The following is a 16,721-nucleotide window of genomic DNA, read 5'->3' as shown; positions in this document are numbered from 1 at the left end:
TATATAAATTCCTTATAACGAAGCCGCACATCCAGCTATTGAGCCGCTGGTAAATGCCCACTGAAGGTTGTAACCTCCGCACCTTCCATCCACATCAAGAAGCTCTCCAATGCAGTAAATACTTCTGTTTTTGTTAAAAGAAAAATTGCTTCCAATCTCAACAAGACTAACGCCTCCAGTTGTGACCTGAGATGCCTGATAGCCGTAGCTCTCACTGATCTTAAGCTTAAGGCTTCTGTAGCTGTCCAGCATACACTCTGCCATACTGTCAGAGATGTTCTTCATCTTCATGGTCTTTGAGAGCTTCATCCTGGTAAGTATCATATCTGTGACGCACTGATTACCAAATCCAAGAAGGAACTCCTCTACAGTCCTCTCATCCTTAAGTCGGAGCATGTCCTTTTTAAGAGCCTCAAAATCAGCATCATCATACTCAGGGAAGAAATCGATCACGGCACACACAGGCTTTTTCTCTTCAACAAACCTGATAATATCCCTTGATGCCTGCATAACAGGAAATCCTGAAATGCCATCTGAAGTAATCTGAAGTTCACCATTTTCAGATGCGAGTACCTCGCTTCCCAGGATAAAAGAGATATTTACATCGCACCTTACTCCCTTTTCCGGAAGGTACTCATCCTCTGTGCATTTAAATCCTACAAGGGCAGGGAAAGTATCTTTTATACTCATTCCAAGCTGTTTGCAGATATAATAGCCATCCCCTGTAGACATGGTGCTCTTGGCACCAGACAATGACCCAACCGCAATGATGCACTTATCAGCCAGGTACCTATCTCTATTGGTGATCACATTAAGAGAACCATCATCAAGGCATTCTATACCCTTAAGCTGTTCCTTGTAGATGACCTTTATGCCAAGTCTCTTTATCTCGTTTTCTAGGGCGTCTACTACAGTCCTTGCCTGTCCTGAAATCGGATAGATATATCCGTCCTCGCTTTTTACCACAACTCCCAGTGATTTAAAAAAACATATGACATCTTCCGCGCCATACGTTCCAAGCCAGTCCTTCATCCTGCCTCTGCTTGCAGCGTTGTAACATTCAGCCCTCATATCCAGATTGGTAAGATTGCATCTACCATTGCCGGTCATGGAAAGCTTTTTCCCAAGGCAGTCATTCTTTTCAATTATGCAGACGTCTCCGCCATTTCTTGCAGCGTATATAGCGGCGCACATTCCTGATGCACCGCCGCCAGCCACATAAATTCTCTTACTCAATTATATCCCTCATATTGTTCTTCGGTCTGGATCATCCTGGCAACGCCGTAAAAGAGCTGTCCCAGGAATACCTTCCTAAGCTCATGGGCTCTTATACCTCTGCTAAAGATCATAACGATCATATAAGTTATCCAGAACAGTATCAGACAAACTATAAGTGTAAGTATCTCTCCAATAAGTCCCGCAAGAAGCATATTCAGAAGAAAAGCAACCACTCCTGCCACTGCAGCAGAAAGCAGAGGCATCAAAAAGGTCTTTACATACTCCTGTCTGTTTGAAAGTATCTTGCTGATCTCCAAAAGATTTAGAAGGTCATAAACGATCATACTAACGAGAACAGCCAGCAAGATTCCATGGGCTCCAAGCTTAAGAACAGGAACAAACAGCACCATAAGTGCTATATGTGCAGCAAGACATATTCCAACATTAAGCATAGTAAGAACAGACTTGCCCATATGGTTTATGAGCCAGGAAAACATTACCATGAACCCGCCAAAATATATAAGAGTTGAGCCAAGCATTAAAAGCCCATTTGCCAGCTCTGTGCTCTTTCCAAAGACAGCTGTCATAAGTGAGTCACTTACAGCAAAGACAAAAACAGCTGCTGGAATAAACAGCATATTTGAAAAACGCATAAAACCACGAAATCTCTCTCTTGAGCCTTCGTGTTCATCCCTCTCAACTCTTGCCATGATCCTGTTTAAGGACTTGATAAATGGAATACAGCAGATGATCACGATAAAGGCCACAAGCACCTCTACCCTGCCAAATACCATTCCGTAAATTGTCTTAAAATCAATGTCCTCATGCGCCTTTCTCATATAAATTGAGTAAAAGCACTGATCAAATAATGAAACAAAGGCAGGTGCGCAATATAAAAGCATTATTGGTCTGATGCCTGCAATTACATCATTTTTATTATCAAGATATCTTGGAGCGCCTGACTTAACAAAGCTTGCAATCTCATTCTTCCTGAGATTGTAGCTGATGACTATCTGGACAAAGCCAACAAGGGATCCAATAAACACACCAGCCATCATTCCAGAAGATCCGTAAACTGCAGAAAACTCATCAACATGGAACAGATCATTGACTTTTGTTCCATAGGTAAACAAAACCTCAGATATTATGATGCCTGAAACCAGAGATACAACAGCAACAAGAATATCAGCTATTACTATAGGTTTTGTATAACCAATACCCTGTAAATAGCCCCTTAGTACGCCCTGTATGCCAAGCAAAAGAACTGATGCCCCGGCAATAATGATCTGAATGTATCCTCTCTCCGTTCCAAAGAGCCTTATGGATATTGGAAAGCATGCGCAGATAAGCAGTACTCCGGAAATAACGCCAGCCACAGAAAAGATCCTCATAGATCTTTGCATATTGGCCTCTGCATTAAGGTACTGCGATCTTCTGGCACGGAGCCTTACCATGATATAAACAGCTTTTTGAACTGACAATACAAGACCTAAATAAAAAAGTACAAAAATCGAAAAAGGTCCTGCTACAAAATAAGTTCCCTTATCTCCAAATATCTTTTCAGAAACTATCAAAAAGATCAGTATGATACTTGCAGCAACATAAACTGCTGCTGTAAGAATATCTGGTCTTATACGTTTATCCTCAGCGTACGTCCTCATTAAGGCGTTCTCCCACAACAATACTGTATTTAAAAGGGTTTAATCCCTGGTTATCCCCAATTCTGTAAGGACAGCTTCCTGCTTGCCCTCCATGACCTTAGCTTCACCAGCTTCCATGTGGTCATATCCGCACAAATGAAGCATACTGTGAGCCACCAGAAAAGCGAATTCTCTTCTTTCGCTGTGGCCATATTCAAGAGCCTGCTCTCTGACTCTCTTTTCATTGATAACAATGTCCCCAAACATTATCCTGCCAGTATCAGGATTCTCAAGATCAACCTTCTGATCAGACTCTATCACAGAGAAATCTCCAGGCTCTTCATAACTGACATTTGGAAAAGAAAGAACATCTGTAGGGGAATCTATTTCCCTGAACTGACTGTTTAGCTCTTTTATCCCTTCATCGTCAGTAATTGTAAGTCCGATCTCTACATCGTAGTCGCACCCTTCTGACTCAAGGACCTTACTGGCAACCGTTATAGCCAGTTCTTCTATATCAAAATCAAACTTAGCGTCTACCTCATTCTCAACGTAAAAAGTCATAGTAAAGTTTCTCTTTCTTTAAGATCGACCTCATTCTGTCGTATTCCATAAATGTAACAGCGTAGTCCTTAAGCTCTCCGCTGGCTTCTTTTTTATCAAAAAGGTTATCGATGAGCTTGTCATAATCTATTTTAGCATCTTTATTCTGTTTGATAAGATACATTATAGATGCAATAACTGTCTCTGAAAGTTGCACTGCCAGTGCTTCTTTTGTCTTGATGTGACCCTTTGGAGGCTCAATATATTCATGTAAAAACTCCACCGCCTCAATAGGGAAATTGTTCTCAAGGTAGTAATGCTCTACATCAGACCATTTTAGGCCTCCGTCAAGGATTCCAATCCTGTGATAGTATGCACAGGCCTTGACTGCTCTGTCGTTAAAGCCAAGTCCAAGAGCTATTCTCTCTGCCAAATATCCGGTGTGGATAGCTCTAAAATACTCATCCTTATCCTTTTCCTTAAGCTGTACTAAAAGAGGATACGCAGCGTCATTGATCTCCATATACATGTCATTGGACTTACGGATAACATATACTCCAAACATGTTAAGGAAAACCAGAAGCATGATGAGATTCAGCATCAGATTAAGTATTGGAAGAATGAGAATATTGATAGAAAAAGTCCTGTTCTGGAAAAGAACATTATATGCAATGATAAGAACTGCCTGCATAATAAGGGAAATAAACACAGGAAGTCCTACCGCAGTATTCTCTTTAAGGTCACGAAGAAGCGCTATTGCCACTGCCCCGGCAAGAACATACATAAAGAGCTCTCCGTTGCTGCCATTTGCCTCCAGCATAACTGAGATTGTGGTAAAAGAAATACCGGCGACAAGTCCAATTTCGTTATTGGAAAATAAAGCCAGGATTACAAACAGTGACATGTATGGCCAGAACTCATTTGGCACCAGCGATAAAACGCACGAAAGAACAACCATTACAGCAAAAACCAGGATAAACCTGTTCTTCTGGTAATAGTTGTCGTAAGAAAAGCCCTCTTTGCCCCTTCCGTTGGCATCACTGATCATGAAAAGAACTGTTCCGGCGCAAAGAAGTGCAACTATAGTATTTCGTAAAATTGCTTCGTAGCTCTTTCCAACAAAGAAGGAAAAAGCAAATACGAACGCACCTGTAAAAAGAAAAAGTGTAGCATATATAAGATTGAACTTAGCTGAAGATTTCTCACCTTCCATTTTGTTTTTGCTTCTCCACCTTCTGTATTTTTCTCTTGGTAGCCTTGTTTGCCGCCTTCTTTTCGTAGTCCTCATAGGCCTTGACGATCTTTTGAACAAGCGGGTGTCTTACAACATCGGCGCTGGTCAGATTGCAAAAAGCAATATCATCAATTCCCTTAAGCACTGACTCCGCAATATCAAGTCCTGACTTGGTATCAGGAGCAAGGTCCTTCTGAGATGAATCACCAGTAATGATAACCTTGGAGCCAAAGCCTATACGGGTAAGGAACATCTTCATCTGGGCAGGGGTTGTATTCTGAGCCTCATCAAGAATGATGAAGGCATTATCGAGAGTTCTTCCTCTCATGTATGCCAACGGTGCTACCTCGATAAGTCCCTTTTCCATGTTCTTAAGGAAGTTCTCAGAACCCATTATCTGATAAAGAGCATCATAAAGAGGACGCAGATAAGGATCAACCTTGCTCTGAAGGTCACCAGGCAAAAAACCAAGCTTCTCACCAGCTTCAATAGCAGGTCTTGTAAGAATGATCCTTCCCACCTCTTCTCTCTGAAAAGCTGTGATAGCCATGGCCATAGCAAGATATGTTTTACCTGTTCCTGCTGGTCCAAGGCCAAATACGATCATCTTATTTCTTATGGCGTCTATATATCTCTTTTGTCCCAAAGTCTTGGGCTTGATTGGCTTGCCATTTATGGTATGACAGATCACATCAGTATCTATGTAAGAGAGAGTATTCTTCTCTTCCTCCTTATCAAGGACGATCTGATTCTTGTCCTTCTTTAAGGAGATCGCATAGTCTATACTCTGTTCCTCGATAGATGATCCGCGTCTTGAAAGCTGCACCAGATCCCGGATGATCTGAGAAGCACTGCTGACGCCTTCTCTGTCACCTATGATGTGAAGTTCGCCGTTTCTGTCTATTATCTCCACAGAAAGGCTCTTTTCAATCTTCTTGATATAATTGTCGTTGTCCCCAAAAATACTTCTCTCATCCTCAGCGGTTAGAGAGAGTCTCAGTTCTGTAATCTCACTCATATAAAAGAACTATCCCCATATTACTTGTGATAAGGCTCTCCGTTTATTATACGGTAGCCTCTGTATATCTGTTCCAAAAGAATCACTCTCATCATCTGATGAGGGAATGTCATGTCTGAAAAGCTGATGCCCATATCAGATCTTTCAAGGACGCTTTTGTGAAGTCCAAGGGATCCACCAATAACAAACTGAATGTGACTGCATCCTCTGGCAGCGCTGCTCTCAAGGAAGGAGGCAAACCCTTCAGAAGTAAACCGCTTACCTGCGATCTCCAAAGTACAGACAAGAGCACCATTTTCAATCTTTTTCAGGATCCTCTCAGCCTCTTTCTTTTTAATTACGTCGCACTCAGCTTCTGAAGCCTCATCCGGAGTCTTCTCATCAGCCACTTCAATGACACTTAGCTTACAGTATCTCGAAAGCCTTTTTGAATACTCTGCTATGGCATCATTCCAGTATTTTTCTTTTATCTTGCCCACACAGATAATACTTATCTTTATCAATATCAGTTACCCTTAACGTTTCCGCCATAGATAATGCCTCTTACACCGTTACCACTGGCGCCTTCCATTGTCATGTAAAGATGGCGCTCAGGATCAAGTACCTGAGAAAGATATGGAGCCTTACCCTTACTGTCTACAGTAGAATAAAGAACCTGTTCCCATTTACCATTATTGCACTTTCCAGTCCACTCCACAGACTTCTCATACTTATCAACGGTCATTACATACATTTCGCCATTATAGTATCCGTCTGAAAACTCGCCAATGGCGTTCTGAAGGTAATAATCTACTTCATTCATGTATTCATAGTTATAATCGTAGTGCTCCTGTCCCTGCCCACATGGAAGGTCATTAGCCCACTGTCCGGAATACATATGCTCTTTCACAACATACTCACTATAATATTTGGGGTAAAAAGAGAACCAGGTTCCGTTGCCACTTCTCTTACCATTGACCCACTGGCCAAAATAGTACTGGTCATTGCCATAGACAGCTACACCTGTACCATTTGGAAGACCGTCACTGTTCTTGTCACCGTAGTAGTAAAAATCGTTGGTACCAGATAGCTGATAAGACATAGCTTCAAATCTCTCAAGGTGGGCTAAGTCTCTTACAGCGCTTGTATTATCATCAGACCAGTATGTATAAAGCTCCTTGATCTGAGCCTCTTTGTCTATCTTAAGATTCTTGTATACATTCTTAAGGACAGCTGTATCTGTAGGATAGAAGCTGTTACCTGAAACTGTCTTAATATCAGAATCCATCCCTTTTGTGGTTGTAAGAACGTCAGAGGTGGCTTCTGTAGCAGCTTCGCTCTTCTCTTCACTGGCATTTTCACTTTCATCACCAGAAGTTGCCTGAGCTGAAGCATCAGTTAAAGCAGAGCCAACATCAGGGAGGCTTGCTCCGCTTTCTGCATACTCTGTGATATTCTGAGACAGCTTAGCGTCATCTCCGTTATCTTTTTTACCTGATAAAGCAAGTACAAGCACCAAAATCAGTAATATTACTGCTGCAATACCCGCTGTTATGGCAATTTTAATCTTTTCTTCTCTTTCCATTCTCTTACTCTCTCGCTTTCACAATCTTTGATATTATACCACAAATAGGCCTTCTATAATATCTCTTACCCTCATGTTATCAGCAAATTCTTAAGATTTACCGTCGAAATTTCTTAAGATTTCTTAAGAATTAAAAAAGCTGCCACGGAAAAATCCGTGACAGCCTCAAAAATCACATTATTATTTGTTAGAAAGGTACTCATCGATACCCTTAGCAGCAGCCTTACCAGCTCCCATAGCAAGGATAACAGTAGCAGCTCCTGTAACAGCATCACCACCGGCAAATACGCCTTCCTTAGAAGTCTGACCTGTTTCCTCAGTAGCAACGATGCACTTTCTACGGTTAACATCAAGTCCCTCAGTTGTTGAAGAGATGAGAGGGTTAGGTGATGTTCCAAGAGACATGATTACAGCATCGCACTCGATGTCAAACTCAGAACCTGGGATCTCAACAGGGCTTCTTCTTCCTGACTCATCAGGCTCGCCGAGCTCCATGCGGATACATGTGATGCTCTTAACCCATCCGTTCTCATCCTCGTGGATCTCAACAGGGTTTGTAAGAAGGTCAAAGATGATACCCTCTTCCTTAGCGTGATGTACTTCTTCCTTACGTGCAGGAAGCTCTTCCTCACCACGTCTGTATACTACATGAACCTCTGCTCCAAGACGAAGAGCTGTTCTTGCTGCGTCCATAGCAACGTTACCGCCACCAACTACTACGCACTTCTTAGCTCTCATGATAGGAGTTGTTGAGTTCTCGTCGAAGGCCTTCATAAGGTTACTTCTTGTAAGGTACTCATTTGCTGAGAATACACCCATAGCCTGCTCGCCAGGGATATTCATGAATCTTGGAAGACCTGCGCCTGATCCGATGAATACAGCCTCAAATCCTTCCTTCTTCATAAGGTCGTCGATTGTAACTGACTTACCGATAACAACGTCTGTCTCAAGCTTAACGCCAAGAGCCTTAACGTTCTCAATTTCCTTTTTAACTACTGCATCCTTAGGAAGACGGAACTCAGGAATACCATATACCAAAACGCCGCCTGCCTCATGAAGAGCCTCAAAGATAGTTACATCGTAACCCATCTTTGCAAGGTCACCTGCACAGGTAAGACCTGAAGGGCCTGAACCGATAACTGCAACCTTCTTGTTCTTCTTTTCCTTGGCCCCCTCTGGAACAATGCCCATTTCTCTGGCTGTATCAGCAACGTATCTCTCAAGCTTACCGATTGATACTGCATCACCCTTGATACCTCTTACGCACTTACCTTCGCACTGGCTCTCCTGTGGGCAAACTCTTCCGCATACAGCTGGAAGTGCACTTGACTTGCTGATAGTCTGATAAGCTCCAGCAACATCGCCCTCTTTAACCTGCTGAATGAATGCTGGGATATCGATTGATACAGGACATCCCTCTACGCACTTAGGATTCTTGCAGTTAAGGCATCTTGTTGCTTCGCTCTCTGCTTCTTCTTTGTTGTATCCAAGACAAACTTCTTTGAAGTTTGTAGCTCTTACTTTTGCGTCCTGCTCGCGAACAGGAACTCTTACAAATCCATCCATATTAAGTCTCCTATTTTAGATTATTCACAGTTACCGCATCCGCCGTGGTGTGTGTCACCTTCCTGGGCCTTGAGTAAAAGTCTGCCCTCTTCTGTCTTGTAGAGCTTCATTCGATTCATAGCCTGATCGAAATCAACCTTGTGGCCATCAAACTCTGGTCCATCTACACAGGCAAACTTAACTTCTCCGCCAACAGTAAGTCTGCAGGCACCACACATACCAGTACCATCAACCATGATTGGGTTCATGCTGACTACTGTAGGAATACCAAGTTCCTTAGTAAGCTTGCATACAAACTTCATCATGATCATAGGTCCGATTGCTACACAGTGGTCATACTTGTTGCCTTCATTCCAAAGATCCTGAAGTGCTACAGTAACCATTCCGCTTCTACCATAGGAGCCATCATCTGTTGTGATATGAAGGTTACATACCTCTTTAAATCTATCCTCAAGGATAACGAGATCCTTGTTCTTAGCACCGATGATAACGTCACAGTCAACACCATGCTCCTTGAGCCACTTAGCCTGAGGATAAACAGGTGCTGTACCAACGCCACCAGCGATGAAGACTATCTTCTTTTTCTTAAGTTCTTCGATGTCCTCGTAAACTAAATCTGAAGCCTGACCTAAAGGTCCTACTACATCAGCCAGTGAATCACCAGCTTTGAGCTTAGAAAGCTTCTGTGTCTCAGCTCCGATAGCCTGGACAACGATCTCTACAGTTCCTTTCTCCCTGTCATAGTCGCAGATTGTGAGAGGAATTCTCTCTCCATCCTCATGCACACGGATAATAAGGAACTGTCCTGGCAAGCAGGCACTAGCCACACGTGGAGCCTCAACAATCATCTGAAATATGTTTGTTGTCAGCTCTCTGGCCTCTAAAATCTTGAACATATCTTCCCTCCTACAAAAGTTTTTTGTTCCCCTGATAAAAAAATGACATAGCCTCACTTTCTCAATAATATATGAAGCTCAGCCAAATTTCAATCTTTAAATCTTTAAATCGCTAAAGTAATTGATCACCTGTTTGATATGGTTATCAGCGTATATTTTCCACTGGAATCATATCCAAGACGGTTGACTGCACCGTCATGTGTATTAACCGCATACATAAGACCTGTTGGAGCCACTGTTCCGTCATTGTTTACATGGTTTTCAACAACCACGTAGTACTCTCCAGCGCCCTCTATCTCTATCACAGAGTTATAAATGTACTCGTTGTGACCGGCAACACCAATAACCTTACCGGTATTGTCCAGGAGATATCCAAGCCTTACCAGAGTGCTTACAAGATTATTGACAGCCTGCTCAGTTGAGACAAGTCTTGTGTAGACCAGGTGATAATCCCTATCTACAATATCACTACAATTACCATCATTGTCATAGGCAATAAACCTGAAATGACTAGTTCCAACAGGCATAGTAATAGGTGATACATACTGTTTGGACTCCATGGTGGGATCACTTCCATCTGTAGTATAAAAGATCGAAGTTCCTGCCTCTGCCACAGCTACGATCATGGTGTTCTGGCTGTAATCCCCACTTGGCTCCATGATCTCCGGCGCAGTTGGCGCACCCTTTTCAACAATGTACTCGCTCTCTGCAACAGGGCTTGAAATACCATACTCATTAACGGCAACAGCCTTGATATTGTATGTTCCATCAGCATCAAGAACTATTTCCTTGTCGTAAAGGATACTTCCTGAATCAGGGGTACCATCGTTGACCGTATAGTAGATCTTATTGCCCGTACCATCAAGAAGTCTTAATTCTACATTCACAAGCGGATAACTGCCTGATGCAGGATTCATGACCGGCATCCCGGGAATATACCTCTGCCTGAGTCCATCTACAATTTCATTATCGCTGGCGTTTAAAATCTCAGCGATCTTGTCGTAATCCCCGTTCTGTCTGTAGATAGAAATAATGCTCTCATAGGCATTGAGAACCTTCTCGTCCGAAAAGTTCGTACCTTCTGTAATACCGCGAAGGCTGTCCACTGCCTCCTGTATCATCCCTTCTTCAAGGTAATAGTCAGACATCCTGAAGATAATATCTGTATTGCCCGGATGCGCTATCTGGCCCTGTTTAAGGACATCAATAGCACCAGCAATATTACCCGAAGCCTTCTCTGACTCTGCTGTAGTCAGATAATACAGCGAGGACTTGCCATTAAAAGAAAAAGCAAATACCGCAACTCCAATTAAAACTATAGCGCTTGCTACAACCGCAAGGATTATCTTCCATTTGGAAAGAATAGCTTTAATCCTCTCTGCTCTTTGCTTTTTCCTCTCTTCCCTTTCGCGCTCTTCCTTATTCAGTTCATCTGCCATTCCGGATAAAGTGGCATTGATCTCATTCTCAACTTCTGGCTCAAAGTCAGGTACGAAATTGATTTCAGTACCGCAGTGGTCGCAGTACATATGCCCTTCCGGAATATCAAGGCCACAATTAGGACACTTCATTTATTCTCCAAGCTTATGCATGGCTGCAGCTTCATAGCAGTTGTTCATTAGCATCGCTATGGTCATGGGACCTACACCACCAGGAACTGGTGTTATAGCACCTGCTATCTCACTTACTTCATCAAACTTTACATCACCGCAAAGTTTTCCATCATCTGTTCTGTTGATTCCCACATCAATAACTACAGCACCAGGTTTAACATGGTCTTTTGTTATAACACCGGCTTTGCCAACAGCTGCAATAATGATGTCAGCTCTTTTACAAACCTCAGGGAGGTTTTTGGTTCTTGAGTGCGCTACAGTGACTGTAGCATTCTCACGAAGCATCAAAAGAGACATTGGCTTACCAACAATGTTTGATCTTCCGATGATGACACACTCTTTTCCAGATATATCAAGATCTGGTACGCCTCTCTTAAGAAGCTGTATAACTCCAGCTGGTGTGCAGGAAACAAATCCCTTATCACCAACCATCAAAGCTCCAACATTCATTGGATGGAAACCGTCAACATCCTTGGATGGATCAATGGCATTTATGACCTTTTTCTCATCCATATGAGGTGGAAGTGGCATCTGAACAAGGATGCCATCCACATCACTTCTTGAATTGAGTTCCTCTATGAGTTCAAGGAGCTTGTCCATGGTTGTATCTTCTGGAAGCTCGTAGGAAAGTGAATTGTAGCCGATGTACTCACAGGCTCTCTTTTTATTTCTTACGTAAACCTGTGATGCAGGGTCACTTCCCACAAGAATAACAGCAAGAGTTACCTCTATGCCTTTTTCTTTTAACGCCTCACACTTAACCTTAAGCTCGTCCTTGATCTGCTGTGATATAGCTTTACCGTCGATTATAGTGGCACTCATATTATCTCCTTAGAACAGTCCTACGATCTTGCCTTCATCATTTACATCGATGTCAAAGGCAGCAGGTCTCTTTGGAAGGCCTGGCATTGTAACAATAGCTCCTGTAAGGGCTACTACAAAACCTGCACCTGCTGATACATAGGCCTCACGAACTGTGATATTGTAATCTCTTGGTCTTCCAAGAAGGGCTGGATCATCAGAAAGTGAATACTGAGTCTTGGCCATACATACTGGAAGCCCGCCAAAGCCCATCTCTTCGATCTTCTTAAGCTGACGAAGTGCTGCAGGAGCAAAGTTAACGCCGTCTGCTCCATAAATCTCTGTTGATACCTTTGTGATCTTGTCCTGAAGAGACATGTCATCAGGATAGATAGGAGCATAATTTGAAGGCTTGGTGTTGATGGTCTCAATAACCTCTTTTGCAAGAGCCTCTCCGCCTTCTCCGCCCTTTGCCCATACTTCTGAAAGAGCGAACTTGCATCCTCTCTCCTCGCAGAATGCCTTAACATAGTCCATCTCTGCCTGAGTATCTGTAAGGAATGCATTAAGTGTAACAACAACAGGAACACCATACTTCTGGATGTTCTCGATGTGCTTTTCAAGGTTTACGATACCCTTCTTAAGAGCATCAAGGTTCTCCGTTCCAAGATCAGCCTTGGCAACGCCGCCGTTATACTTAAGTGCTCTAATTGTAGCAACGAGAACAACTGCATCAGGCTTTAGTCCAGCGATCCTGCACTTGATATCAAGGAACTTCTCAGCACCAAGGTCAGCACCAAAGCCTGCCTCAGTAACTGTGTAATCTGAAATGCTAAGAGCAGTCTTGGTTGCTCTTACTGAGTTACATCCATGGGCGATATTAGCAAATGGTCCGCCATGAACAATAACCGGTGTATGCTCAAGAGTCTGTACCAGGTTAGGCTTGATAGCATCCTTTAAAAGAGCTGCCATAGAACCTACAGCGTTAAGATCCTTAGCTGTAACCGGTTCACCGTCTCTTGTGTATGCAACGATAATTCTTGAAAGTCTTGCCTTAAGGTCGTTCATGTCGCTTGCAAGGCAAAGGATTGCCATGATCTCTGAAGCAACTGTGATTACAAAGTGGTCCTCTCTTGGAACACCATCAGCCTTAGCGCCAAGACCTACTACTATATTTCTAAGAGCTCTGTCGTTCATGTCCTCAGCTCTCTTCCAGATGATCTGTCTGGTGTCGATGCCAAGTTCATTGCCCTGCTGTATGTGATTATCGAGTAAAGCAGCCAGAAGATTGTTTGCAGCAGTTATTGCGTGGAAATCTCCAGTAAAGTGGAGGTTAAGGTCTTCCATTGGAACGACCTGTGCATATCCACCGCCAGCAGCACCACCCTTGATACCAAAGCATGGTCCAAGAGAAGGCTCACGAAGTGCTATTACAGTCTTGTATCCAAGTCTGTTAAGAGCATCTCCAAGTCCTACAGATGTTGTTGTCTTTCCTTCGCCTGCGGGGGTAGGGTTGATTGCAGTAACAAGAATGAGTTTACCCTTTTTGTTTCCCTGTACCTTTGAGAGGTATTCCTCTGAAAGCTTAGCTTTGTACTTACCATAGTACTCAAGGTCATCCTCAGTGATTGACAGCTTGTCTGCCACCTCTCTGATGTGAAGCATCTTAGCTTCCTGTGCAATTTCGATATCACTTTTTACAGCCATTTACTCTCCTCCGTTTAGATATGAATCAAACTCCGCTTTTGACATCAGTACTTTCCTGGGCTTGGTGCCTTCTTCGTCTCCAACCACTCCCGCTTCACACAGCTGATCCATGATCCTTGCTGCCCTGTTAAAGCCGATCTTGAACACTCTTTGAAGCATTCCGATTGAAGCCTTTTCTTTTTCTATGATAATGTTCCCTGCCTGAACAAAGTACTCATCTCTGTCAGAATCCGGATCACCAGAAGCTGATGAACCATTTCCGCCACCGGACTGACTTTGCAGATTCTGTATCTGCATCTCAATTTCTTCGCTATATGAAGAGTCTATTCCCTGATTTTTCAGGAAATCTGTAACTGCCTGTACTTCCTTGTCTGATACGAATGCTCCCTGAACTCTGGCGGGTTTGGTGTAGCCCTGCGGGTAAAAGAGCATGTCGCCCTTGCCAAGGAGTTTCTCCGCGCCGTTAATATCAAGAATTGTTCTTGAGTCAACGCCACTTGAAACCGCAAATGCTATTCGGCTTGGCATATTGGCCTTAATAAGACCGGTAATAACATCTACAGAAGGACGCTGGGTCGCTATGATCAAATGTATGCCCGCTGCTCTTGCCAGCTGAGTAAGTCTGCAGATTGCATCCTCAACCTCATTGGCTGAAACCATCATAAGGTCAGCAAGCTCGTCCACAATGACAACAAGCTGTGGAAGCGGCGGATTGTCAGGATCATTTTGTTGCTCAAGGAGCTTGTTGTAGCCCTTAAGGTCCCTTACTCCTGTATCCGCAAATTTCTTGTATCTGTTGGTCATCTCCGCAACTGCCCAGTTAAGAGCTGCTGCAGCCTTTTTAGGATCAGTCACAACCGGGATCATAAGATGTGGAATACCGTTGTAAACAGAAAGCTCTACAATCTTAGGATCGATCATGATCATCTGAACATCTTTAGGATCAGCCTTGTAGATAAGGCTCATGATAATGGTGTTGATGCAGACCGACTTACCAGAACCCGTAGCACCGGCAATAAGAAGATGTGGCATCTTGGCAATGTCCGTAACCACCGTCTTACCTGCTATATCCTTACCAACTGCAAAGGCGAGTTTTGATGAGAAGTTCTTGTACTCTGAAGATTCAAAGAGATCTCTCAAAGCAACTGCCTGGTTCTCTTTATTTGGAACCTCGATTCCAACAGCGGCTTTACCAGGGATAGGAGCCTCTATCCTGATGTCGCTTGCTGCCAGATTCATCTTGATATCATCTGCAAGAGATACTATCTTATTGACTCTGACTCCAGCCTCAGGCTGAAGCTCAAACCTTGTTACTGCAGGTCCCTGACTTATGTCTGTTACCTGAACGTTAACACCAAAGGTCTTAAGAGTCTCCTGAAGTTTAAGTGCAGTCTCTTTAAGCTGCCTTGCTGTGTCTGTGTTCTTGTTTTTAACGCCCTTTTCAAGGAGTGAAAGTGGCGGGAATACGTACTTTTTATTGAGCACCTTCTTGTGCTTCTCAATTTCTTTTTCCATGCCAGGACTTGTGGTATGGGGACCTGGTCCAAGGTCAACGGAAGATGTAGCTGAGCCATTTATCCTTGTTGAAGCATTAGAACTCTGGGAGATGTGATCCTGTGCATGAACCACATAGTCTCCATTCATGCCATTGCCAAGATGCTCAGCGTGGACAGGCACATCTGGAAGCGGATCTGATTCATCTTCAGGATCCTGAACCGCTCTGGCTACAAGTTTATCTGAAGTCTTAACAGGAGCAGGTTCAATATCGTCCTCTTCCTCTTCATATGTCTTAACCTTGATCTGATGCACCTCGTGCATTTCAGGCTGATAAAGGTCATCATCAGCACTTTCTATCTCGTCGATGGCATTCCTTAGAGTGATCTCGTGAATGTCGTCGTGGAACTCATCTTCGTCAGGGATAAAGAGATTCTTGCCATCCTTGTCATTTTCATCGTGGATCCTGATCTCATGGGTATCAGGTCCTTCTTCATCCTGAGCCTTTAGCTGGGTATCTATCATAACGCCAGCTACTTTTTTATCCATTCGAAGAATCTTCTCATCTTCCTTCTGTTCAAGAGCAAGGCGTCTCTCCTCTTCTACCAGAGCCCTTCGCTGCTCCATCTTTTCCCTGCGCCTCTCGGCGTAATCCCTGTAGTTGTCTGCTTCCTGCCTGGTCTTGTCAATAAGACGTCTTCCGCCCTTTTTAAGGCCGCCAACAAAGGAATGCTGGGTAAATACCACCACAGCAGCAATGCTAAGAAGCAGGATAACAAGCACTGTACCAACAAGGGACAGATACTTAAATGAAAGGTAAGCCAGAGAACCGGCAAAGATTCCACCGCCGTTTCGCATCTGACTGGCCTCAGAATATATCAGCTTAATATCATAGGTTTCTGCGGACTGAGGACGTCCTGTAAGAAGCTCTGCCACTATTCCTATAAGGAAGAACAGAACTATTCCTGAAATAACCTTCCTGGTGGAAGCACTTGAGCCAAAATTGGCAATAGATATAACTACTGTAGCAAGGATAACAAGCGGTGCTATATAGGCAGTAAATCCGAACAGTCCAAATAAAACGCTACTTACTGCGTTTCCGAAGGCACCACATATTCCGAAATTACATAGAAATAGAAAGATAGTAAGCGCCACCATGGCGATGACAACAAGCTCGCTTCTTAAGGAATAATCAAGTATTTCCTCTTCCTGCGCCCTTGTTTTCCTGGATGCACTTTTAGACCTGGAAGAACTCTTTGAAGAAGCTCCCCTGGATGATTTTCCCCTGTTATTTGTAGCCATTTCTTACCCATTACAAAACTTTCTCTAAATATAAAATCTGAGATACCCTTCTCAGACTTTAGATAGTATATCATTTTTAATATCTTTATGCTATACTAACAACTGATTTATAGGTTGTTACTTAA

13 protein-coding genes are annotated in these 16,721 nt (G+C 43.2%); all 13 read right to left on the bottom strand.

Going from position 1 to position 16,721, the window contains the following annotated elements; all coding sequences use genetic code 11:
* Positions 1-12 precede the first annotated feature (12 nt).
* Positions 13-1,236 (bottom strand): aminoacetone oxidase family FAD-binding enzyme, encoded by a 1,224-nt coding sequence (locus tag D6855_RS02855; protein ID WP_120737816.1) that lies wholly within the window; start codon positions 1,234-1,236, stop codon positions 13-15.
* A complete protein-coding gene (locus tag D6855_RS02850; RefSeq protein WP_120737814.1) occupies positions 1,233-2,879 on the bottom strand; it encodes a polysaccharide biosynthesis C-terminal domain-containing protein in 1,647 nt (548 codons plus the stop codon). Before D6855_RS02850 ends, D6855_RS02855 begins: the two co-directional genes overlap by 4 nt.
* 39 nt (positions 2,880-2,918) lie before the next feature.
* On the bottom strand, positions 2,919-3,422 hold the full coding sequence (gene ybeY, locus D6855_RS02845) for an rRNA maturation RNase YbeY (protein ID WP_120737812.1): 504 nt from the start codon (positions 3,420-3,422) through the stop codon (positions 2,919-2,921).
* Complete coding sequence (locus D6855_RS02840; RefSeq protein WP_120737810.1) at positions 3,406-4,614, bottom strand: hypothetical protein; 1,209 nt, start codon at positions 4,612-4,614, stop codon at positions 3,406-3,408. The genes ybeY and D6855_RS02840 overlap by 17 nt, the downstream gene beginning before the upstream one ends.
* Positions 4,604-5,653 (bottom strand): PhoH family protein, encoded by a 1,050-nt coding sequence (locus D6855_RS02835; RefSeq protein WP_120737808.1) that lies wholly within the window; start codon positions 5,651-5,653, stop codon positions 4,604-4,606. Before D6855_RS02835 ends, D6855_RS02840 begins: the two co-directional genes overlap by 11 nt.
* A 20-nt stretch (positions 5,654-5,673) precedes the next feature.
* Positions 5,674-6,153 carry a 23S rRNA (pseudouridine(1915)-N(3))-methyltransferase RlmH gene (rlmH, locus tag D6855_RS02830; RefSeq protein ID WP_120738151.1) on the bottom strand — a complete coding sequence of 160 codons (480 nt, stop codon included), beginning with the start codon at positions 6,151-6,153 and terminating at the stop codon, positions 5,674-5,676.
* A gap of 5 nt (positions 6,154-6,158) precedes the next feature.
* On the bottom strand, positions 6,159-7,217 hold the full coding sequence (locus D6855_RS02825; RefSeq protein WP_120737806.1) for a hypothetical protein: 1,059 nt from the start codon (positions 7,215-7,217) through the stop codon (positions 6,159-6,161).
* 180 nt (positions 7,218-7,397) lie between these two features.
* The gene (gene gltA, locus D6855_RS02820; RefSeq protein WP_120737804.1) at positions 7,398-8,783 is read right to left on the bottom strand and encodes an NADPH-dependent glutamate synthase; all 1,386 of its coding nucleotides are present in this window, start codon (positions 8,781-8,783) and stop codon (positions 7,398-7,400) included.
* A 20-nt stretch (positions 8,784-8,803) separates the two neighbouring features.
* Positions 8,804-9,679 carry a sulfide/dihydroorotate dehydrogenase-like FAD/NAD-binding protein gene (locus D6855_RS02815; RefSeq protein ID WP_120737802.1) on the bottom strand — a complete coding sequence of 292 codons (876 nt, stop codon included), beginning with the start codon at positions 9,677-9,679 and terminating at the stop codon, positions 8,804-8,806.
* A 125-nt stretch (positions 9,680-9,804) separates the two neighbouring features.
* A complete protein-coding gene (locus D6855_RS02810; RefSeq protein ID WP_120737800.1) occupies positions 9,805-11,250 on the bottom strand; it encodes an FN3 associated domain-containing protein in 1,446 nt (481 codons plus the stop codon).
* A complete protein-coding gene (gene folD, locus D6855_RS02805; RefSeq protein ID WP_120737798.1) occupies positions 11,251-12,114 on the bottom strand; it encodes a bifunctional methylenetetrahydrofolate dehydrogenase/methenyltetrahydrofolate cyclohydrolase FolD in 864 nt (287 codons plus the stop codon).
* A 9-nt stretch (positions 12,115-12,123) separates the two neighbouring features.
* A complete protein-coding gene (locus D6855_RS02800) occupies positions 12,124-13,800 on the bottom strand; it encodes a formate--tetrahydrofolate ligase (protein WP_120737796.1) in 1,677 nt (558 codons plus the stop codon).
* Positions 13,801-16,596: an FtsK/SpoIIIE family DNA translocase gene (locus D6855_RS02795; RefSeq protein WP_120737794.1), complete on the bottom strand. Its 2,796-nt coding sequence runs from the start codon at positions 16,594-16,596 to the stop codon at positions 13,801-13,803.
* Between the last annotated feature and the right edge of the window lie 125 nt (positions 16,597-16,721).

It is taken from the genome of Butyrivibrio sp. CB08 (assembly GCF_003625485.1).
In the GTDB taxonomy this organism is placed as follows: domain Bacteria; phylum Bacillota; class Clostridia; order Lachnospirales; family Lachnospiraceae; genus Butyrivibrio.
Note: the sequence above shows the minus strand (reverse complement) of the source record. Positions and strands in the feature narration are given on the sequence as shown.

Excerpts from the sequence above, each read along its gene's own strand:
- D6855_RS02835 (WP_120737808.1), bottom strand. The coding sequence starts at position 5,653 with ATGAGTGAGATTACAGAACTGAGACTCTCTCTAACCGCTGAGGATGAG.
- D6855_RS02825 (WP_120737806.1), bottom strand. The coding sequence starts at position 7,217 with ATGGAAAGAGAAGAAAAGATTAAAATTGCCATAACAGCGGGTATTGCA.
- D6855_RS02810 (WP_120737800.1), bottom strand. The coding sequence starts at position 11,250 with ATGAAGTGTCCTAATTGTGGCCTTGATATTCCGGAAGGGCATATGTAC.
- ybeY (WP_120737812.1), bottom strand. The coding sequence starts at position 3,422 with ATGACTTTTTACGTTGAGAATGAGGTAGACGCTAAGTTTGATTTTGAT.
- folD (WP_120737798.1), bottom strand. The coding sequence starts at position 12,114 with ATGAGTGCCACTATAATCGACGGTAAAGCTATATCACAGCAGATCAAG.
- D6855_RS02840 (WP_120737810.1), bottom strand. The coding sequence starts at position 4,614 with ATGGAAGGTGAGAAATCTTCAGCTAAGTTCAATCTTATATATGCTACA.
- gltA (WP_120737804.1), bottom strand. The coding sequence starts at position 8,783 with ATGGATGGATTTGTAAGAGTTCCTGTTCGCGAGCAGGACGCAAAAGTA.
- D6855_RS02795 (WP_120737794.1), bottom strand. The coding sequence starts at position 16,596 with ATGGCTACAAATAACAGGGGAAAATCATCCAGGGGAGCTTCTTCAAAG.
- D6855_RS02850 (WP_120737814.1), bottom strand. The coding sequence starts at position 2,879 with ATGAGGACGTACGCTGAGGATAAACGTATAAGACCAGATATTCTTACA.
- D6855_RS02815 (WP_120737802.1), bottom strand. The coding sequence starts at position 9,679 with ATGTTCAAGATTTTAGAGGCCAGAGAGCTGACAACAAACATATTTCAG.
- D6855_RS02800 (WP_120737796.1), bottom strand. The coding sequence starts at position 13,800 with ATGGCTGTAAAAAGTGATATCGAAATTGCACAGGAAGCTAAGATGCTT.